This is a genomic window from Sphingopyxis sp., assembly GCF_051861155.1.
Classification (GTDB): domain Bacteria; phylum Pseudomonadota; class Alphaproteobacteria; order Sphingomonadales; family Sphingomonadaceae; genus Sphingopyxis.
Window position 1 is genome coordinate 243347 of the sequence record NZ_JBHYDE010000001.1, and the last position, 19089, is coordinate 262435.

Annotated in this window: 25 protein-coding genes and 1 riboswitch; of the genes, 16 read left to right on the top strand and 9 right to left on the bottom strand. The window is 65.7% G+C overall.

The window, feature by feature from the left end:
* The first annotated feature begins 43 nt into the window (after positions 1–43).
* The 4 genes from ACTIFP_RS01210 to ACTIFP_RS01225 all read left to right on the top strand — a co-directional run bounded on the left by ACTIFP_RS01210 (position 44) and on the right by ACTIFP_RS01225 (position 3312).
* The gene (locus tag ACTIFP_RS01210) at positions 44–730 is read left to right on the top strand and encodes a helix-turn-helix domain-containing protein (RefSeq protein WP_439566901.1); all 687 of its coding nucleotides are present in this window, start codon (positions 44–46) and stop codon (positions 728–730) included.
* 86 nt (positions 731–816) lie between these two features.
* On the top strand, positions 817–1713 hold the full coding sequence (locus tag ACTIFP_RS01215; RefSeq protein WP_439566902.1) for a DUF4189 domain-containing protein: 897 nt from the start codon (positions 817–819) through the stop codon (positions 1711–1713).
* Between the two features lie 320 nt (positions 1714–2033).
* Positions 2034–2744 (top strand): iron-containing redox enzyme family protein, encoded by a 711-nt coding sequence (locus ACTIFP_RS01220; RefSeq protein WP_439566903.1) that lies wholly within the window; start codon positions 2034–2036, stop codon positions 2742–2744.
* Positions 2745–2814: 70 nt separating this feature from the next.
* Complete coding sequence (locus ACTIFP_RS01225; RefSeq protein WP_439566904.1) at positions 2815–3312, top strand: cupin domain-containing protein; 498 nt, start codon at positions 2815–2817, stop codon at positions 3310–3312.
* Between the two features lie 18 nt (positions 3313–3330).
* On the opposite strand, the gene ACTIFP_RS01230 is transcribed toward ACTIFP_RS01225, so the two are convergent.
* Together ACTIFP_RS01230 and ACTIFP_RS01235 are read right to left on the bottom strand one after the other, a co-directional pair.
* A complete protein-coding gene (locus ACTIFP_RS01230) occupies positions 3331–3897 on the bottom strand; it encodes a hypothetical protein (RefSeq protein WP_439566905.1) in 567 nt (188 codons plus the stop codon).
* Positions 3898–4117: 220 nt separating this feature from the next.
* The gene (locus ACTIFP_RS01235) at positions 4118–5041 is read right to left on the bottom strand and encodes a hypothetical protein (RefSeq protein ID WP_439566906.1); all 924 of its coding nucleotides are present in this window, start codon (positions 5039–5041) and stop codon (positions 4118–4120) included.
* Between the two features lie 151 nt (positions 5042–5192).
* Positions 5193–5304: riboswitch (TPP riboswitch) on the top strand.
* Between the two features lie 43 nt (positions 5305–5347).
* Between ACTIFP_RS01235 and thiC the strand changes: the two genes are divergently transcribed.
* The 3 genes from thiC (at position 5348) to ACTIFP_RS01250 (ending at position 8260) form a co-directional block, all read left to right on the top strand.
* Positions 5348–7240, top strand: coding sequence for a phosphomethylpyrimidine synthase ThiC (gene thiC / locus ACTIFP_RS01240; protein ID WP_439566907.1), 1893 nt, complete (start codon positions 5348–5350; stop codon positions 7238–7240).
* Positions 7241–7323: 83 nt separating this feature from the next.
* Positions 7324–7962, top strand: a complete 639-nt coding sequence (locus ACTIFP_RS01245; protein ID WP_439566908.1) for a hypothetical protein — start codon at positions 7324–7326, stop codon at positions 7960–7962.
* A 19-nt stretch (positions 7963–7981) separates the two neighbouring features.
* A complete protein-coding gene (locus tag ACTIFP_RS01250; RefSeq protein ID WP_439566909.1) occupies positions 7982–8260 on the top strand; it encodes a hypothetical protein in 279 nt (92 codons plus the stop codon).
* Positions 8261–8677: 417 nt separating this feature from the next.
* Here ACTIFP_RS01250 and ACTIFP_RS01255 read toward each other — a convergent pair whose 3' ends face one another.
* The gene (locus ACTIFP_RS01255; protein WP_439566910.1) at positions 8678–9103 is read right to left on the bottom strand and encodes a hypothetical protein; all 426 of its coding nucleotides are present in this window, start codon (positions 9101–9103) and stop codon (positions 8678–8680) included.
* Positions 9104–9320: 217 nt separating this feature from the next.
* On the opposite strand from ACTIFP_RS01255, the gene ACTIFP_RS01260 reads away from it, so the two are divergent.
* Entirely contained in the window at positions 9321–9848 is a 528-nt protein-coding gene (locus tag ACTIFP_RS01260) for a 2'-5' RNA ligase family protein (RefSeq protein WP_439566911.1), read from the top strand.
* A 200-nt stretch (positions 9849–10048) separates the two neighbouring features.
* On the opposite strand, the gene ACTIFP_RS01265 is transcribed toward ACTIFP_RS01260, so the two are convergent.
* The gene (locus ACTIFP_RS01265) at positions 10049–10288 is read right to left on the bottom strand and encodes a hypothetical protein (RefSeq protein WP_439566912.1); all 240 of its coding nucleotides are present in this window, start codon (positions 10286–10288) and stop codon (positions 10049–10051) included.
* A 307-nt stretch (positions 10289–10595) separates the two neighbouring features.
* Between ACTIFP_RS01265 and ACTIFP_RS01270 the strand changes: the two genes are divergently transcribed.
* The 3 genes from ACTIFP_RS01270 to arr all read left to right on the top strand — a co-directional run bounded on the left by ACTIFP_RS01270 (position 10596) and on the right by arr (position 11962).
* Positions 10596–10904 (top strand): hypothetical protein, encoded by a 309-nt coding sequence (locus tag ACTIFP_RS01270; protein WP_439566913.1) that lies wholly within the window; start codon positions 10596–10598, stop codon positions 10902–10904.
* Between the two features lie 78 nt (positions 10905–10982).
* Positions 10983–11537, top strand: a complete 555-nt coding sequence (locus tag ACTIFP_RS01275) for a hypothetical protein (RefSeq protein WP_439566914.1) — start codon at positions 10983–10985, stop codon at positions 11535–11537.
* Positions 11538–11542: 5 nt separating this feature from the next.
* A complete protein-coding gene (gene arr / locus ACTIFP_RS01280) occupies positions 11543–11962 on the top strand; it encodes an NAD(+)--rifampin ADP-ribosyltransferase (protein WP_439567282.1) in 420 nt (139 codons plus the stop codon).
* Here the strand turns inward: arr and ACTIFP_RS01285 are convergent.
* Positions 11959–12867, bottom strand: a complete 909-nt coding sequence (locus ACTIFP_RS01285) for an aspartyl protease family protein (RefSeq protein ID WP_439566915.1) — start codon at positions 12865–12867, stop codon at positions 11959–11961. The two genes, arr and ACTIFP_RS01285, sit on opposite strands and share 4 nt — an antisense overlap.
* Positions 12868–12929: 62 nt before the next feature.
* Here ACTIFP_RS01285 and ACTIFP_RS01290 point away from each other — a divergent pair, with 62 nt between their 5' ends.
* The 3 genes from ACTIFP_RS01290 to ACTIFP_RS01300 all read left to right on the top strand — a co-directional run bounded on the left by ACTIFP_RS01290 (position 12930) and on the right by ACTIFP_RS01300 (position 14853).
* Entirely contained in the window at positions 12930–13415 is a 486-nt protein-coding gene (locus ACTIFP_RS01290; RefSeq protein WP_439566916.1) for a nuclear transport factor 2 family protein, read from the top strand.
* The gene (locus ACTIFP_RS01295; RefSeq protein ID WP_439566917.1) at positions 13412–14242 is read left to right on the top strand and encodes a ThuA domain-containing protein; all 831 of its coding nucleotides are present in this window, start codon (positions 13412–13414) and stop codon (positions 14240–14242) included. Before ACTIFP_RS01290 ends, ACTIFP_RS01295 begins: the two co-directional genes overlap by 4 nt.
* 71 nt (positions 14243–14313) lie before the next feature.
* On the top strand, positions 14314–14853 hold the full coding sequence (locus ACTIFP_RS01300; protein ID WP_439566918.1) for a 2'-5' RNA ligase family protein: 540 nt from the start codon (positions 14314–14316) through the stop codon (positions 14851–14853).
* A 53-nt stretch (positions 14854–14906) separates the two neighbouring features.
* Here ACTIFP_RS01300 and ACTIFP_RS01305 read toward each other — a convergent pair whose 3' ends face one another.
* Positions 14907–15803, bottom strand: coding sequence for an arylamine N-acetyltransferase family protein (locus ACTIFP_RS01305; protein WP_439566919.1), 897 nt, complete (start codon positions 15801–15803; stop codon positions 14907–14909).
* Between the two features lie 245 nt (positions 15804–16048).
* Here ACTIFP_RS01305 and ACTIFP_RS01310 point away from each other — a divergent pair, with 245 nt between their 5' ends.
* Both ACTIFP_RS01310 and ACTIFP_RS01315 read left to right on the top strand, forming a co-directional pair.
* Complete coding sequence (locus ACTIFP_RS01310) at positions 16049–16960, top strand: hypothetical protein (RefSeq protein WP_439566920.1); 912 nt, start codon at positions 16049–16051, stop codon at positions 16958–16960.
* Positions 16947–17495 carry a hypothetical protein gene (locus ACTIFP_RS01315; protein ID WP_439566921.1) on the top strand — a complete coding sequence of 183 codons (549 nt, stop codon included), beginning with the start codon at positions 16947–16949 and terminating at the stop codon, positions 17493–17495. The genes ACTIFP_RS01310 and ACTIFP_RS01315 overlap by 14 nt, the downstream gene beginning before the upstream one ends.
* A 2-nt stretch (positions 17496–17497) precedes the next feature.
* On the opposite strand, the gene ACTIFP_RS01320 is transcribed toward ACTIFP_RS01315, so the two are convergent.
* Genes ACTIFP_RS01320 through ACTIFP_RS01330 form a run of 3 tightly spaced genes read right to left on the bottom strand, consistent with a single transcriptional unit; the run spans position 17498 to position 19037 of the window.
* Positions 17498–17926, bottom strand: coding sequence for an OsmC family protein (locus tag ACTIFP_RS01320; RefSeq protein WP_439566922.1), 429 nt, complete (start codon positions 17924–17926; stop codon positions 17498–17500).
* Between the two features lie 47 nt (positions 17927–17973).
* Entirely contained in the window at positions 17974–18306 is a 333-nt protein-coding gene (locus tag ACTIFP_RS01325; RefSeq protein WP_439566923.1) for an Mpo1-like protein, read from the bottom strand.
* Positions 18307–18347: 41 nt separating this feature from the next.
* Positions 18348–19037 (bottom strand): alpha/beta hydrolase, encoded by a 690-nt coding sequence (locus ACTIFP_RS01330; protein WP_439566924.1) that lies wholly within the window; start codon positions 19035–19037, stop codon positions 18348–18350.
* Positions 19038–19089 lie beyond the last annotated feature (52 nt).

Sequence of the window (19089 nt, forward strand, 5' to 3'; positions counted from 1 at the left end):
TGCCGTCTTGCACCGACACGACAATCATCGTCTAACCGCGGCGATGGACTATCGCGAGACCCCGCCGCCACCGCATCTCGCCGGGCTGGTCAAGGCCCGCTGGACGCTGACGGGCGAGGGCACGGCGGATCTCTGGGCCGAACAACAGGCAACCCCGGACGGCTGTGTCGAGATCATCCGCCGCATCCGCGGGCGCTCGCGCTGGGGCGGCGAGCAGCCCGCCTGCTTCGTCGTTGGACTGGTCGACCGCCCGCAGCCGTTCGAGATCAGCGGCGACGCGGCGTTTCAGGCGCTACGGATATGGCCATGGGCGTGGCGCCTGATCGGTGACATCCCGCTCGCCGCGCTCCACGGACGCTGGCAGGCCCTGCCCTGCCCCGATTTCGCCGCGATCGAAACCCGCCTGTCCGCCGCGACCGAACTGGGGCGGATCGGCACCGCGCTCGTCGCCGCACCGAGCGTCGCGGCGATGAGCGACGCCACCGGCATGAACCCGCGGACGCTGCAACGCTGGTTCGCGCGCCACGTCGGGATGCCCCCGCGCCGCTATCTGCAGCTGCTGCGCTTTCAGGGCGCGTTCGAAACCTTGCCCGGCGAAGCCAGTCTGGCGGGTCATGCCGCGGCGCAGGGCTTTGCCGATCAGGCGCATATGGCGCGCACCTTTCGCGACCTCGCGGGCGTCCCCGCAGGAACCGCGCGCCGCCGCGCGCGCGGACCGTTCCTGACCTGACGGTGCCGCGACACACCCGATCGCGACGATTGCACCAGTACACCGGCGGGTTGTGCGCAGCACCGGGCGGCTGTTATGCTGCCGCGATGTTCGCGCGTCTCGCTCTCGGCTTCGCCGCCGTCTTCGCCCTCATCGCGCTGCCGCAGCCCGCCGCTGCGGCCTATCCCTGCCCCGGCGGCCCCGGCCCCGGCGAGGTGCAGGTCGGTGTATCGGGGGGCAGCCATGGCGTTGCCGCGGTGCCGGTGTGCGAAAGCACCGGTGGCGGGGACAGCGGCGGGGGCGGCGGGGTCTATTATATCTATGGCGCGATCGCCTGGCATCCCCACGCCGACGATGTGTGGATGGATGGCAGCTACGACGGCGCCTACACCGCCGAACGCACCGCGCTCGCCGCGTGCAATCAGGCGATGGGTGGCGGCTGCTCCTCGGTCGGCGAATGGCACAATTCGTCGATGCGGATCATCCGCGACCGCAGCGGCGTGCTGTGGTCGGCATGGCATGGCGACGGCGGCGTCCACAGCAAAAAGGCGCTCGCCGAATGCAGCGCCAAACAGCTGCTGCCGTGCGAGGTGCTCGGCACCTATTCGTCAAGCAAGAACCGCCACTATCCGAAACCCACGGCGCGCAAGCTCTACGCCTTCGCTGCATGGGTCGAGGGGACCGAAGGGTTCGACAGCCGCCTCTATATTGCCAGCGGCCAGCGCGACCCCGCGACGGCCGAACGCCTCGCGCTCGATGCCTGCACCAAGGCGACCCGCCAGCGCTGCGCGATCCTTGCCTTCACCGGCAACGGCTTTATCCAGACCTACCGCCTCGGTACCAGCGACCAGAGCGCGACCGCCGAAACCAGCGCCAAGCGCGCCGGGCAGGCGGCGCAGGTCAATTGCAAGAAACGCAAGCAGGCCTGCACCCTTCAGCGCGTTTACGACAGCCGCATCCCGGGCGAATTCGTCCACGACTTCATGGCACCCGCGGCGCAATAGTACCCCGCGCCAGCTGGCCGCCGGGGCCGCAGCCACCTCAGAACCGCAACCGCCCCGCATCGGCAGGCTTCCGGTCGCCGCGCGGTCCGGCGACCCCGTCGCCCGTTGGCGAACGGCATCGGCCACTCCGAAACCGATATAATGACCCGGGTCTCTGGATCGGTTTTCATCGAACAACGGCCGCATATATAGACAACATCCTCCGGAACATAAAAATAATGATCCAAACGTGAAATAGAATTTCCCCCGAAAATCACTCAGGAGGTCGTGTGACTGTTTCAATAAAAGACCTGATCGAAGAATCTCTAGGCCATCGCGCTGTGAATCATCCCTATCTTGCCGCTCTGGATAATAATGACCTACCCGACACCGACTGGGCATTGCGCGATTTTGCCGACCATTACTACGGTTACTCGCTGCATTTCCCGCGCTATCTGACCACGGTGATTTCCAAACTCGAAACCCCCGCGCACCGTCACAGCCTGCTCCAGAATCTGACTGAAGAATCGGGGATTTACGACGACGAAGAATATGCCGAACTGGCCGCGGTCGGGGTCGAGCGCGAATGGATCGAGGGCATCCCGCACCCGCAATTGTTCCGCCGCTTTCGCGAAGCCACCGGCATCACCGCCCCCTATGTGCCCGAGGATGACGCGATCGAACTGGTGTGCTGGCGCGAATCCTTTCTGACCACGCTGACCCATGGCTCGGCCGCCGAAGCTTTGGGCGCGCTGGGCCTTGGCACCGAAAATATCGTCAGCACGATCTACATTCCCTTTGTGACCGCGCTCGCCCGCACCGATCTCCACCCGCGCGACACGGTGTTTTTCCCGCTGCACACCGCGGTCGACGACCATCATCAGGAAGCGCTCGAGGAAATCTCGCTGGCCTTTGCGACCACCCCGGCGGGCAAGGGCGATCTGCGCCGCGGGATGATCAAGGCACTGTCGCTGCGCTCGTCCTTCTGGGACTGGCTGTACGAACGCGCGCTGGCCCGCGCCGAACGTCCGGCCATGGCGATGGCCTTCTGAGCGCCTCCGCGCGGGGCCGGGCGGCGGTGCCGTCGCCCCCGGCCCCGCGCCCCAACAGGGACACACCCGCATGAACCCCGACCTGCTCACCCTCATCACCAACATCGAAGCGCGCCGGCCGCTCGCCGCCGACGCACCGGTCAGCGCGTTTCATGCCGATCCGGGCAACAGCCACCGTCAGATTTATCGCAACCGCAACGCCAAGCTCGGCATCGATTTTGCTGTCGACGTCCTCGATTTTCCGGGCACGCAGGCGTTCGATGCGCGCGTGGTGCGGATCGCGGCGGGGTGCAACAACGAGCTCCACAAGCACGCGCATGAATCGCTCTTTTACGTCATCAGCGGCACTGCCGAGGTGCGCATTGGCGAGGCCACGCTGACGTTGAACCCCGGCGGGCTCGCCTTTGTCCCGCGCTGGGTATTCCACCAGTCGAAAAACCTGTCGAAAACCGACGAGCTGGTGATCCTGGCGATCACCGATTTCGGGCTGACCAAGGCCGTGCTGGGCGATTATGACAAACGCACCCGGCTCGCCGCGGGCGGCGCCGATGTGCTCGACCACGTCTGACTAAACGCCGCGGCCCGATCAGGGCTGCGGCATCGGGTTGCGGACGTCCTCGACCAATTCCCAGCACGTCGTGGTCGGAAAAAACAGCAACGTCCCGCCGCCGCCGGTGGCGCGTACCAGCTCGCCCAGCCCTTCCTCCAGCTCGGGGGGCGGCGGGGTCTGATGCTTCTGGAAAATCCCCGGCAGCCAGTCGATGCGATGCCGGTTGTCGTTCGCCGTGTTGAACTCCAGCTGGACATAGGACAGGTCGCGCCACGACGCTTCGGGCTTGCGTTCGAAGCGGGCGGCCGATTCCGCCGTCACAAATTCATAGTCCATCGGCGCGATCGGAAACACATTCCGATCCAGATACGAACGGCGCGGTTGGGCGGCGCTTTTGCCCGTCACGCCATGGGTCACCGTCGCCGCGGTATATTTGTCGCGCACCGCCCACGACCCGCTGAACGCCCTGAAAAAGGACGGGAAGTCGACCGCGTTGCACGCACCGTCGGCCATTTCAAGGAAAAGCCGGTCGCTTTCGGTCATCGTCCGCGCCGGGGGGGTGGCGCCGTCCGCGGCGTCAGGCGTACGGGCCGCCTTGCTCACCGGCGGCGCCTCAGGGCTATCTGCCGCCCTGGTGGCCGCCGCTTCCTTACCACACGCCGTGCCACTGAGCAGCAGCAGTGCTGCGACAACCCCTGTACCGTACCGCATGTTTCGCCTGCCTCTTGTCATTCGCTTCATTCCCGATCGCTGCTGATTGCAGCACTTTGGACAACTTTACATCGGCAGGCCGCCGAACGCGTCGGCGGATCGCACCGGTGGTCTATGGCGTTTTCGGTCTGGCGAAATCATGCACGAACACCCCCGACTTGCGGCTGTCGAACACCGCCTGCAATTCGCACGACGTGGCGTTGATCTTCTTGCAATTCGCTTGCGCCGCTTCTTTCGCGCGCTGGGCTGAATTTTCTGCGGTGGAGCTGTCGTCGCTACCGTTCATCCGGTACGCCTGGATAAAGCCGTTTCCGGCGAACGTACTGGCTTCGCACGACCGCGATGTCGCATCGCTGCACGCCTTGATCGCCGCCGCAGTCGCTTCGTCGAGATTGCGATACCCGCTCGCGACATACAGTCTGGAATTATAACCATCCTCGACGCTGCCCTTGACCCACGCCGACGCGGCATAGGATTTGCGCACCGACGCGCCCGGCGACCGCCGGTTGGTGCTCGACTTGATCGTCGCGAACACCTCGCACGGCAGCAGTTGTTTCGCCGAACAATCGGCCATCACCTGCCTGTGATCGCTGCCGTCCCCGCCCATCCAGCTGTTGTAGAAAAATCCGTTGCGGTCGCGGATGATCGCCATCGACGAATTCCACCAGCCCTCCCCCTTGGAGCAGCCGCCGCCCATCACCTTGTTGCACGCAGCGATCGCGTTACCTTCGCCGGGATTTCTCGCGCCCGTGTAGTTGCCTTCGACCCACACATCCGCGGCATCGGGGTGCCAGACGAACACCGCATGCGTCGCCGCGGGTGCCGACGGCCCGGCGGGTGCCTCGCCGCTGTCGCCGCTGTCGTCGCGCACGCACAGCGGCACCGACGCGACGCCGTGGCCGCCCTGCGTCATCCCGACCACCCGCTCGCCCGGCCCGGCATAGGGACAGGTATAGGCCTGCGCCGCCGCCGCGGTCGGCCACAAGCACCAGCCGAGCGCGAGCGCCATCACCGGCCCAATTTGCCATAGATTCACCGCTCGTGTCATATCGACTCTCACATATAATTGATATGATTGACCATAATCGCATCTGTCGAAACGCAAAGTGCCCGCGATCACACCAGTACATCGCGGCGGCAATGCGCACCGCGCCGATGGACAGCGCGTAGCTTGCCGCCTATAGTCCCCCCCATCCCCGGGGAGCCGCGTCTGTGATGGCCGGTTGAGAGCGGAATAGACCGCGACCCGTTGAACCTGATCCGGCTAATACCGGCGGAGGGAGGGTCGGTATTCCATACGCGGAATCTCCGTCTTCGCTCCGAACATATGGAGCGACTGCACATGGCCGACATCGATTCCCGCCTCGACAAGGGCGCCGCCACCCCCATCGGCGTCACCACCGGACCCATTCGTGGCAGCCGCAAGATCCATGTCGCGACACAGACCGGCAGCGGCATCCGCGTCGCGATGCGCGAGATCGACCTCGACCCGCACAGCGGCGAGCCCCCCGTCCGCGTCTATGACACCAGCGGGCCCTACACCGACGCCAAGGCCACGATCGACATCAACGCCGGCCTGCCCGAGATCCGCGCCGACTGGATCCGCGGCCGCGGCGACGTCGAGGAAGTCACCCAGCGCGAGGTAAAGCCCGAGGACAACGGCCAGCTCGGCCCCGACCGCAGCGGCGGCGTCCCCGCCTTCCCCAACGTCCGCCGCACCGTCCTCCGCGCCAAGCCGGGGCAGAACGTCAGCCAGATGCACTATGCCCGCCGCGGCATCATCACGCCCGAGATGGAATATGTCGCCGAGCGCGAGAATCTCGGCCGCGCGCGCCTCGCCGAATATAAGCGCGACGGCGAAAGCTTCGGCGCGAGCATCCCCGACTATGTCACCCCCGAATTCGTCCGCGACGAGGTCGCCCGCGGCCGCGCGATCATCCCCAGTAACATCAACCACCCCGAGAGCGAGCCGATGGCGATCGGCCGCAACTTCCTCGTCAAGATCAACGCCAATATCGGCAACAGCGCGGTCGCATCCGACGTCGCGGCCGAGGTCGACAAGATGGTCTGGTCGATCCGCTGGGGCGCCGACACCGTCATGGACCTGTCGACCGGCCGCAACATCCACGACACGCGCGAATGGATCATCCGCAACTCGCCCGTGCCGATCGGCACCGTCCCCATCTATCAGGCGCTGGAGAAAGTGGGCGGCGTCGCCGAGGATCTGACCTGGGAAATCTTCGCCGACACGCTGATCGAGCAGGCCGAACAGGGCGTCGACTATTTCACCATCCACGCCGGCGTCCGTCTGCCCTACGTCCCCCTCGCGGCCAAACGCATGACCGGCATCGTGTCGCGCGGCGGCAGCATCATGGCGAAATGGTGCCTCGCGCATCACAAGGAAAGCTTCCTCTACGAACGCTTCGACGAGATTACCGAGATCATGAAGGCCTATGACGTCGCCTACAGCCTCGGCGACGGCCTCCGCCCCGGCAGCATCTACGACGCGAACGACGAGGCGCAGTTCGCCGAGCTCTACACGCTCGGCGAGCTCACCAAGCGCGCCTGGGCGCAGGATGTGCAGGTGATGATCGAGGGGCCGGGCCATGTCCCGATGCACAAGATCAAGGAGAATATGGAAAAGCAGCTCGAAGCCTGCGGCGAGGCGCCCTTCTACACGCTCGGGCCGCTCACCACCGACATCGCGCCGGGCTACGACCATATCACCAGCGGCATCGGCGCGGCGCAGATCGGCTGGTACGGCACCGCGATGCTTTGCTACGTCACGCCCAAGGAGCATCTCGGCCTGCCCGACCGCGACGATGTGAAGGTCGGCGTCGTCACCTACAAGCTCGCCGCCCACGCCGCCGACCTCGCCAAGGGTCACCCCGCCGCGCAGGTCCGCGACGACGCGCTATCGAAAGCGCGCTTCGAATTCCGCTGGCGCGACCAGTTCAACCTGTCGCTCGACCCCGACACCGCCGAGCAGTACCACGACCAGACGCTCCCTGCCGAAGGCGCCAAGACCGCACATTTCTGCAGCATGTGCGGCCCGAAATTCTGCTCGATGAAGATCAGCCAGGAAGTGCGGGAGTTTGCGGCGAAGCAGAACCAGCCCGCCGAGAATTTCATTGCCGCCGAGGAAGCCGAAAAAGGCATGGCAGAGATGAGCGAGTTGTTCAAAGAGACGGGGAGCGAGCTTTATATGGGTTCGGGTGGCAGGGAGCACGACTGAGGCTATCTAATCGCCCCCCATTTTTATATGGGATTCTCACCGACTCCTTGAGGCTCTATGCAGAACCTCAAGAGGAGCATCCGATGCAAAATATGTCTCATGCGGTAATGTCGCAGCGCGTAGAGCCTGCCGACAGTCCTGATGATTTTCCTACTCCGCCTTGGGCGACGCGCGCACTTTTGGAACACATCATAGATCATCAAGATACCAAGCAGATGCGCTGCTTGGAGCCGGCTTGCGGTGCAGGTCATATGGCCAAGGTTCTTGAGCACTATTTTTCAGAGGTGCAATCTTCTGACGCCCATGACTATGGATTCGGCGAAGTGCGAGACTTCTTGGATAGTGAGTACGCGCAGAATGAATTTGATTGGGTGATAACCAATCCACCCTTCAGATTGGCCGAAGAATTTGTAATTCGTTCATTGGACATCGCCAAACGCGGCGTGGCGATGTTAGTTCGAAGCGTTTTTCTAGAGAGTGTCGGTCGATATAACCGCCTCTTTCAACAATATCCTCCGTCCCTATTCGCCCAATTCGTAGAACGCGTACCGATGGTTCGCGGTCGTCTTGATGCCAAGGCAACTACGGCTACGGGCTATGCTTGGCTGGTATGGGAACACGGAAATACGAACCACCCGAGAGTAGTGTGGGTGCCACCTTGCAGGCGAGCACTTGAAAGACCGGACGATTATCCCAACATCCAATCCCGTTTCACTTGGTGAAACTGTTTTGGGAGGCCTTATGGCTAAAAATAAAATGACAATCCCGGAGGTTCGGGAACGACTTCGCGAACTTGCTGAGGAACACGGCATAGAAGAGCTGAATGAACTCGTCGATCAGATGTATCGGGAGTATAAAAATGGAAAGGCGCCGGTTCGCAGCCCGACCGTAACTGCTGAGATGGCTGAAGAAATTCGCCAATATGCGCGAGACAACCCTAATGCTCACCAGCAGGACATCGCTAACGTGTTTGGTGTGAATCATGGAAGAGTTTCAGAGGCGCTGAACCACGATCGTTGAACACTTTCTTTGACGTTCATCAAACAAAGCGGGTCCGCCGACATGTCGGCGGACCCGCCGTTGTTATGCGTAGCGGATCAATTTCCAAGTAACCGCTTGCCCCCCATAAGGCGGCATGCGGTTGCCCTTAGCAATCGGCGCGGTCGTGGAGGGAGCGGACAGTGATTGCCAAACTCCCGATTCAGGGCAGATCTCGCCAGTGCGAGCAGTAGTGCCAATTGGCTTACGCGTCATAGTGGTCATAATATGAGCCTTTCGCTCAAGACCGGCCCCCGACATCAAGGGGTTCGGTTGACTTGAAAACGGAGGCCCACTAGATTCCCGTACGCTTGACAAAAGCACGAGGTGGGATGCCTGCCTCCGGTTAGGGCCGCTGCTGATACAGCGGCCCTAATTCGTTGATTCTATTTACATTACCTAAAATGCTACATCATCATCCAAATCGTCCCAGCTTGCTGAATCAAAATTTGCCGACTCTGGCGCTTGCGACTCGCCTTGCTCTTTTGCCGCAAACCAGCGTCCATTGCGGTTGATCACTCTAGACTCTGCCTTCAACCGAGATAGCGTTGACGATACCGAAGCGTCGGAAGTCTGCCTTCCATCGCGGGTCAGGTTATCTGCCAGTTCTTTTGGGGTGCCGCCGGCTTCGCCGGCTTCCGCAAGCTTGTTCAAAACGCTTTGCTTCAAATCACCCGTGCCACGGCCGCTTTTACTAGCAACCGGCTGACCTTCAAGCACGCCAATCGCAGAATCGAGATCTCTAATGCGCGCCCGAAGCGTGCGGATATGCTCCGCAGCATCGTCTCTTTCGCGTCGAAGAATTTCTAATGCGCCGTTCACCATATCACGCCTAATCGAAGGCTCGCCGAGAGTCTATATGGCAAATGCAATTTGCGGCAAATTTTTTTGTTTGCGGCAAATTTGCCGCACGAACGTTTCACTCTTCCGACAGCCGGGCTGCTCCGGGATTGCGACGACAGTCCACTGAATCCCTAAATTCCGGGCCGGATGGTGCGGCCGCCAGTCGGCCTCACCACCACTCCATGCTACACTCCCACCCATGCGCGCCCGGAACCCCCTCTACGTCATGGCCAAGCCGCCGCCGGAGGTGCAGGCGGCGATCGCCGCGCTGCCGCGCAACGACCCCGGGCGCGGCCCCGAGCTGCTCCATGTCACGCTCATCTCGCTTTACGACCTGCACTATGCGCCGCCCGAGTGGCTGCCCGCGACCATCGCCGCGCTGGACGGCTTCGCCGCGGCGCCCTTTCCGCTCGCCTTCGACCGGATCGAGAACCGCAAGGCGGTGACGCTGCGCACGCGCGATCCGCTGGCCGAGGCGCGGGCGTTCCAGAAGGCGCTGGTGAACCATCTGCTCGCGCGAAAAGCGCCGATCATGGACGGCACCACCCCCGAACCGCACATCACGATCAACTATCGCGGCGACCGCCTGGGTTCTCAGACGTTAAACGCGCTAAAATTGCCGCCGATCGGCTGGACGGTGGGCGAAATAATCCTGATGGAAAGCATCGTCGGCAAGACCACCCATGTCGAACACGGCCGCTGGCCGCTGCGCGCGGGTGCGGGTTGAGGGAACAACGGTTCGAGAGTCGGGAGCGGGCGTCGCCACTCACACTGTCGACATCCCGGGCTTGAGCCCGGACCCGCCTTCCTTGCCATGCCCCAAGACAAGGCCGGCCCCGGATCAAGTCCGGGGTGACATATGGATATGGTTGCAGACGACGGCGCGGCCTGAGACCAGCGACCGGCCCGCACCCGCCGGACGCCCCCTCAACCGAACCGACGGCGAAACCAGCCGCGCTTTTTCGGCACCATCGGCGTCTGACCCGAAATCCGCACCAGATAATGGCCCAGGATCGCCGCTTGCTGCTTGGTCATCAGGACGCGGAACAGGTCGGGGTCGTGCTGCTTTGCCGCTTCCGAAGACTGCACGCTTTCGATCCGCAGCATGATGCGGTCGCCCGCATCATGATGGTCCCAGCCGACCAGTGCCCCAAAACTCTCGATCATCTCGCCCTGCCCTCCCGCTTTTCGCGCGACCGACGCCCACAACCCACGCGAGGCGTTTACCAGACCGTCGGCGTCCTGTCGTGTCAGGACGCCCGAATTTGCCCGATTTGCCCGCCCGCTGCACCGTCCGACCCTGTTTTTCACCGCGCGGGCCAGAAACCTCTTTCCTACAATTTATACATCTGCTTCACCGGTTTGGACGCTGTGGAGGCGCCGCTGGCCGCTTCCCCTCTGCCGCCGCCACCGCATCGCCACTGGGCTGAACTTTCCTGAACTTTGGCCGCTAACCCGCCCGCAAAGGCACCCCATGTCCCATCCCTCGAACATCGTCCATTGTTCCGGCCCCCACGATCCGCACGCGCTCGACGGTATTTCGGTGCGCCACCGCACCGGTGAACTCGACGTCCGCTGTCCGGTCTGCGCCGGCCATGGCCAGTGGAACAGCCAGATCGACCTTGTCAGCCACCGCTCGATCCGCGTCCCCTGCCCCAAATGCGACGGGCGCGGCTGGATCGAGACCGGGGCCGACATGGTCCCCAGCCACGACATCGCGCTGTCGCCCGACGGTCATCCGGTCTGGGTGGTGCGGCTCGACCCTTCCGACGACATCGAGTGAGTTTTGCGCCCCGCCGGGTCGACTCGCGCCCTCTCCCTCGATAGAATGACATCGGTTACCGACACAAGGAGAGCAGCGATGCGGAAACGGCTTTGGTTGATGGCAGGCGCGCTGCTGGTGAGCGCAGGGTGCGGCAAAGCGGAGGCGCCCGCGGACCCCGCAACCGCAGCCCCCGAAAAGGCGGTGCTCGCCGATGGCCCCGCCGCCGAGATCAGCGAAATCGCCGCCGCCGACCTGCCGCAGGGGGTGCGCGACGCCGTGCTGGCCAGGGCGCCGGGCATGACCATCGCCGAGGCCGAGCGCAAGGCGCGCGGCGGCATGGTCTTTTACGATGTCGAGGGGACGCGTCCCGACGGCAGCCCGGTCGAACTCGACCTGATCGAGGAAGCGGGCAAATACCGCGTCGTCGAGATGCAGCGCGACATCGCCTGGACCGATGCCCCCGCCCCCGTGCGGGCCGCCGCCGGCGCCGCGGGCGACGCCTTCACCCCGGCGCGCGTTATCGAAAGCACGCAGGAGGACGGGACCATCGTCTATGAACTCTTCGCGCCCGGCAAGCCCGACGAGCCCGCCGCCGAGGTGAACTGGAAAGACGGCAAGGCGGTGCTGCGCAGCGAGCGGAACGCATATTGACGCCGATGTCGGGCACCGCCCCCACCGGGCCCGATATGGGCGCGACCTTCTATCATGGCACCCGCGCCGACCTGAAAACCGGCGACCTGCTCGCCGTCGGCTGGGACAGCAATTATCGGGCAGCGCCGCTGGCGTGGATCTATTTCTCCGCCGCATTGGAGTCCGCGATCTGGGGCTGCGAACTGGCGGCGGGCGATGGCCGCGAGCGCATCTATGTCGTCCAGCCGACCGGCGACTGGTTCGACGACCCCAACCTCACCGACAAGAAATTCCCCGGCAACCCGACGCGCAGCTATCGCAGCCGCGCGCCGCTACGCATCGTCGGCGAGGTTGAAAGCTGGACGCCGCATGCTCCCGAAGTGCTTGCCGCGATGAAGGACAATCTCGCCCGGCTCCAGGCCGAGGGCGCGCCGATCATCGACTAGCCCGCCGCGGCGGGGCACAACGCGATGCTTTGCGTCCGCTGGTCGATCAGCAGCGCGAAATGCTGCAGCGCGTGCGCGCCGACGAGCAGTTCGGGATATTTTGCCGACACGCGCACCTCGACGTCGGACAGCATCGCGGCGCCGATGCGGAACGGGCCGTGCACGGTCGCGCGGCCGGTTTCGACGCTCGTGTTGGTCAGCCGTCCCGCGCCCGCCGCTTCGACCGGTCCTCCGCCGACGCGGTCGAACAGGCTTTGCGGCAACACAAAGGCCACGTTGGCGCCGGTGTCGAGATTGCCCTCGGCCATGGTATCGCCAATCGCGACGGGCACGCGGAACGCGCGGTCATAGCCGAGCACGCCCGCGCCGCCGCGCGTCAGGCCGGGGCCGCGGGTGAAGGTCAGCGTGCGCGCCGGATAATCGATGACGAGCAGCCCGTCCGCGAAGAATTCGCGGCCGATGATCCCGTCGAACCGCGCCTCGGCCGCCATCCGGCTACTATAATCGCGGGTGATGACCTCCAGATCGCGGCGCACGAAACCGCCGAGGTCGAGCGACGCAAGTCGTACCGTATCGACCTTCGCCGTCGCGACGCCGTCCGACGTCTCGCCCGACCCATGGACCGGCAGGCCAAGCCGCTGGACTAGGCTCGCATCGGCGCGGCCGATCCCGCTCGCGCCGGTGTCGACCGCAAAGGTAAGGGGTCCCTTTCCGTCGACGCGAGCCTCGACATAGATGCGCCCGTCGACGGTGCGGAAGGGCACGCTCAGCAGCCCACCGGAGCGCGCCGCCGACACCAGCGAACACGCGTCGGACTGCACCGCGGCACCCTGCGCCGGCGCGCCCGCGAACAGCAGCGCCGCCGCCGACGCCGCACCGCTCCACCCCCATATTCCTTCGATCATGCCAATCCCGTCGCATCAAAGTGAGTTGTCGTAATAATACACCAAGTCACCTATGGTCAATCTTGGAAAACGGCCATAAGTCGGGCGACGCGATTGCCGATTTCGGGAGCCTGCCGATGCTGACAACCCTGCTCGCCCTTGCCGCCGCGACGGCGCCGGCCGCATCCTCCGCCGACCTCGCCGCGATCGAGGCGACCTGCTTCGACTATGTCGACGGCCAGCTTGAGGGCGACCCCGAACGCGTCAGGCGCGCGCTGCACCCCGATCTTGCCAAGCGCCGCGTGCTCGGCGACACCCCCGACGAACGGCTCGGCCTGCAACGGATGAGCCGCGAGGAGCTGGTCGACCTCACCAGGCGCGGCGCGCTCAAGACGCCGAAGGCCGAGTGGAACCGGTCGTGCAAAATCCTCGACGTCGCGGGCAATACGGCGGCGGTGCGCGTCGAAACGCCATGGTTCGTCGACTATTTCCACATGGGCAAATTCGGCGAACGCTGGATCATCGTCAACGCGCTGTGGCACATGAAGCCGCGGCCCGCCGCGCCATGAAGGCGGCCTTCGCGCTCACCGCCGCGCTGCTGCTCTCCGCACAGGCCGCCCCCGATCCGCGCCGCCCGGCGCCGACGCTCGACCATCTGCCGCCCGACCTGCCCGCGCTCACCCGCCCCGCGGTGCTGATCGTCAGCAAGACCAACGGCTATCGCCACGACAGCATTGCCGAGGCGGTTCCGGCAATCGAAGCGCTGGTCAGGACGCGCGGCTGGAGCAGCTTTGCGACCGAAAATGCCGCGGTGTTCAACCCCGACAGCCTCGCCAAATTCGACGTCGTCGTCTTCGCCAACGCCAGCGGCGACATCTACACCCCCGATCAGCGCGCGGCGCTTCAGGCGTGGCTGGCGCAGGGCGGCGGCTTTGTCGGGCTGCACAGCGCGGGCGACGGCAGCCACCCCGACTGGTTCGTCAAGCTGCGCGGCAACGGCCGTTTCACCGGCCACCCGGGCGGCGCCGACCAGTTCCAGGCGGGTGATCTGGCGGTAACCGACCGCAGCCACCCCGCAACGCGGACCCTGCCCGCACGCTGGCACTGGACCGACGAATTTTACAGCTGGGACGCCGCCCCCGCCGCCGACGCGCGGATACTGATCCGGCTCGACGAGGCCAGCGTGCGGCTCGAACCCAAACTCCGCATGGGCAGCGACCACGCGCTGGTCTGGTGGCGCTGCGGCGGCCGCGCGCGCATCTTCTACTCGGCGCTCGGCCACCGCGCCGAGGCGTGGAGCGACCCCGACCACCTCCGGATGCTGAACGGCGCGATCGGCTGGGCGGCGCGCCGCGAAGGCACGGGCTGCGACGGATCGGCGGTCGCCGGGCCCTAGCTTTTGTTCTCTATTTGTTCTAATCACATGGTCAAACCTCAGCCGCCGATTCGTCATCAGGAGGACCGACCATGCCCCGCAGGATTTTCGCCCGCCGTCCGCTCTATCTGATGGTCAAGCCGCCGGCCGACGTCGCCGCGCGCATTCACGCCCTGCCACGGAATGATCGGCGCCGCGGCGCGGATCTGCTGCATATGACGCTCGCCGCCTTCGCCGATCTGGCCAAAGCGCCCGCGGGCTTCGTCGATCTGGTCGCCCGCGGGCTCGACGATTTCGGCGCGAATGCCTTCCCCATCGGCTTCGACCGGATCGAATGCCGCAAGACGACGACGCTGCGAAGCTCGGCGCCGCTTGCCGCGGCATGGGAATTTCAGCGGCAGCTTGCCGAATATTTTCAGCACCATGGCTTCAAACAATTCAACCTGCCGCCCGAACTGCACGTCACGATCAACTATCGCGGCGACACGCTCGGCAGCGAGGTCATCGCGCCGATCGAATGGACCGCCGCCGAGATTTTGCTGATCGAAAGCGTGGTCGGCGAAACGCGCCATGTCGTGCACGGCCGCTGGCCCTTGCCCGGCGGCGAACCCGGATATTGTCGCGCGGCTTAGGGTCCGCACTCAATGCCAGCGCCGTCGAGGCGCCCAAAAACGGAGTACGGACCCTAGCCCGCGATTTCCGCCGTCGCCGCGCGCTCGATCGCGCGGCGCCAGCCGGGTTCGGGGGTCAGCAGAAAAATGTCGCGCAGCGCCGCCTCGATCCCGTCGGCGGACAGATAGCGCTGTTCGGTGCGGCCATCGGCCCGGCGGATCGTCAGCCGGTTGTCGCGCAGCCCGTGCCGCGCCACGGCGGTGGTGCGCGCCGCGATCAGCTGGTGGCGGAAATGCGAATCGGGATGCTGCGACGTGTACCAGTTGCCGACCTCATAATCGATCGCGGGCGCCGCGGCCTCTTCCAGATCATAAAGCGTCCGCCATTCGCCCGCGATCTCGGCGGCGACGCGGTAGCCGCCCGGCTGCGGCGTGATGCGATAGGTCTCGTGCCGCGTCGGCTGCGCCGCGCCCGGGCGGTCGAGCGCGAGCGGCTGCGGCGGCACCGCCGAACCGAAACCGACGTCGGCGAGCCACGGCCGCCCGCCCAGCCGCACGCGCACCGTCATATGCGTGCGCGGCGTCGCGGGCGCATCGCCCGGCAGCATCCAGCGCACCCGCCCGATCAGCCCCTCGGCATCGAAGCCGAGCGCCAGCAACGCGCGCAGGAACAAGCTGTTCTGCTCGAAGCAATAGCCGCCGCGGCGACGCCCGATCAGCTTGGCCGCGACCGCCTCGGCGCCGATGTCGACGCCCTCGCCGGTCAGCGCGTCGAACGATTCGAACGGGATCGCGGCGATATGCGCCGCCTGCAGCGCGGCCAGCCCTTCGAGCGTCGGCGCGGGCGCGCCGCCAAGGCCGATGCGCGCCAGATAGGATGCCAGGAAAGATGCCGGGCCATCGGCGCTGTCGGACGCCGGGCGCGGATCGTCGGCATCGTCGGAAACGGGCGGCTGGCTGTCGTGCAACATCGGCAAAGGCTCCTCGCGAATCATCCGCCGCCGCTTATGAAAGCTGAAGCCCGGTTGAGATCAAGCGCCTTTGACCGCGTTGCTGTCGCCCGCCCGCTGGTCGGCGCGCGCCCGCGCCTTGTCGAACCTTCCATGACAGGTATATTGCTTCGGGCCATGATCGGGGCAGTCGGAGCACGAGCGCGGCCCGTCCCCGCGACCGGTCTCCGGCGCCGTGATCGTCGCCATTCATTGGGAGCCCGCCCATGCGTATAGCCCTGCTCGCCGCCGCCCTGCTCCCCGCGCCTGTCGCCGCCCAGGACAACACGCCAATCGTCGTCATCGGCCAGCGCGATATCGAACAACAGATCGAATCCTTCGTCGGTGCGCTGACCAAAACATCGCCGCGCGGCCAGATCGGCCGCTTTGAAACCGCGGTTTGCCCCGCCGCCTTCGGCATGGCCGACGCCCAGCGCGCGGCGGTCCGCGACCGCATCCGCGCCGTGGCCCAGGGCGTCGGGCTCGACGTCGGGGCAGCTGACTGCACCCCCAATCTGCTCGTCGTCGTCGCCGGCGACAAGACCGCGTTCATCAAGGCGCTGGGCAAGGACCATAATTACATGTTCGGCGACCGCACCCCGGCGCAGGTCCGCAAGATCGTCGCCGAACCCGGCCCCGCAACCGCGTGGCAGGTCCAGACGATAGTCAACGCCGACGGCCGGCCGATCATGAACGAGGGCGACCTGGCGATCAACCGTTCGACGCGCAATCCGTCGCGGATCGCGCCGCCGGCGCGGCCGACGTTCGTGGCGGCGGTCGTCGTCATCGAAGGCGCGGCGCTGGAGGGGCTGACGACCACCCAATTGGCCGATTACGCGGCGATGCGCACGCTCGCGCGCATCGAACCGGCGCGGATCGATGCCGCGGCGCCCGCGACGATCCTGCGCATCCTCGACGCCGCCGCCGACAGCGAGGTGCCAGTGACCCTGACCCAATGGGATTTCAGCTTTCTCAAGGGGCTTTATTCCATCCCCAACAATCTCTACGCCCCGTCGCAGCGCTCCGAAATCGGGCGCGCGATGGAACAGGAACTCGACCGGTCGGACGGCGGCGGCGCGCCGCGCCCGGGCGCGGCGCGCCTGGGTGAAGGGATGACGACCGACGATGGCAAGCGATGATGCTGGGAATATCGGCGCCGCGAAACAGCGGCTGGCGCTGGCGCTGCGCCCGCGGATCGCGCTCATCGGGCTGACCAGCTGCGCGCTCGCCTTTCCGGGCGATGCCGAGGACCGCATCGCGGTGACCGACCGCCTGCCGCACGCCGATGCCGCGGGACCGGGCGCCGAGGCATGGAGCGCCGCCACCGTCGCACTCGTCACCGCGCTCGACGCCGATCCCGACCTGCGCGCGCTGCGCCAGCGGCTGTTCGAAGTCGGCGTCGCCTCGGCGTTCGAGGGCGATCAGGACGACAGCGGGCTGTGGACCAGCCTGGTGCTGCGCTGCCCGCGCACCCGGCTCGCGGCGCTCGAAACGCTCGCCGCTGACGACGCCGGGATCGCGCGCGCCGAACGCCACGAAGTGTCGGCGCAATTCGCCATCTACATGCTGCGCAATCATCACCGCGACTGGCAGGCGAACCGCACCAAACTGCCCGACGTCGGCGAAAGCCCCTACACCCCGCCCGAGGAATGGAACCTGCTCGTCGGCACCTGACCCTAGTTTTCGAGGCTGTGCTCGAGGGTGATCTCGCAATCGAGCAGCTTCGATACCGGGCAGTTCATCTCGGCCTCCTTGGCGATCGCGGCAAATTCGTCCGCGTCGATCCCCGGCACCCGAGCGGTCAGCGTCAGCGCCGACTGGCTGATCTCGAAACCGCCCTCGACCTGATCGAGCGTCACCGCCGCCTGCGTCTCCAGCGTGCCGCCCGCATGCCCGGCGCGCGCCAGTCCGAACGACAGCGCCATTGTGAAGCACGCCGCATGCGCCGCGGCGATCAGCTCCTCGGGGTTCGTCCCCGGCACCCCTTCAAACCGGGTGCCAAAGCCATAGGGCTGCTGGTCGAGCACCCCCGATTTGGTCGTGATCGACCCCTTGCCCTCCTTGCCGAAGCCTTCGTAGCGGGCGGATGCGCGATTGACGGTCATGCTTGTGTCTCCTTGGCTTGGAAAGATTGAAACCGACGGGCGGTGCGTCAGCGCGCCACCCCCGCCTTGTCGAGTTCCGCCCCCAGCCGTCCGGTCAGCCACAGCCCCCACATCTTGAAATCGGCCGCCAGGCTCCACAACGGATAGGTAAAGGTCGCGGGCCGGTTCTTCTCGACCCCGAAATGCGCCGCCCACGCAAAAGCATAGCCCGCCAACGGCAAAGCGATCAGCCACGCCCAGCGCCCGCTCACGACCGCCGCCACCGCGATCAGCAGCACCAGGCTGGTTCCGACATAATGCAGCGCCCGCGTCGATGCCTTGCTATGCTCGCGCAGGTAAAAGGGCCAGAATTCGGCGAAGCTCATATATTGGCGGGGCATCGTCCGATGCTGCGCCTCAAAAGGATTCGGGTCAACCTCGGCTAGAGGCTGCGCGCCGCCTCGTCGATCAGCGCCGCAACCTCGACCGGCCGCGACGCCAGCGACGCATGCCCCGCGTCGAGCGTGACAATCTTGCGCGCGTTCAGCCGATCCGACATCGCGCGCTGGTTCGCGGGGTCGATCATCCGGTCGGCGCTCGAAATCTGGTACCAGCTCGGTTTCACCTTCCACGCCGGGTCGCTGATCGTATCGCCAAAGGTCGACGCCAGCGGCGCCTTTTGCGTCACCGCCATCACCAGCGCTTCGTCGGCACTGACATCCTGACAAAAGCTCTCGTGAAATTTGTCGGCCTTGACCCACAAATAGCCGTCGCCGTCGGGCGCCAGGTTCGCCGCCCCCGCGGGCGGGTGCTGCTGGGTGAGCGCGCCGGGACTCTCGCCCGTGTCGGGGGCAAAGGCCGCGATATAGACCAGCCCGGCGACATTCAGGGCCGTCCCCGCCTCGGTAATCACCGCCCCGCCATAGCTGTGCCCGACGAGCAGCACCGGGCCGTCGGCTTGCGCGACCAGCTGGCGCGTCCGCGCCGCATCGTCGGCGAGCGAGGTCAGCGGCAGTTCGACCGCCCGGATGCCGCGATGCCCCAAGCGGTCGAGCTCGACGATCGCCTTGGCCCAGTGCGCCGCGCCGCCCCAGAAACCGTGGACCAGGATAATCGAAGGAAGCTTGGCCATGTCGCGACTCCTGCAGCACCGGGGAAGCTGGCCGAAGATACCATGCCGCGCC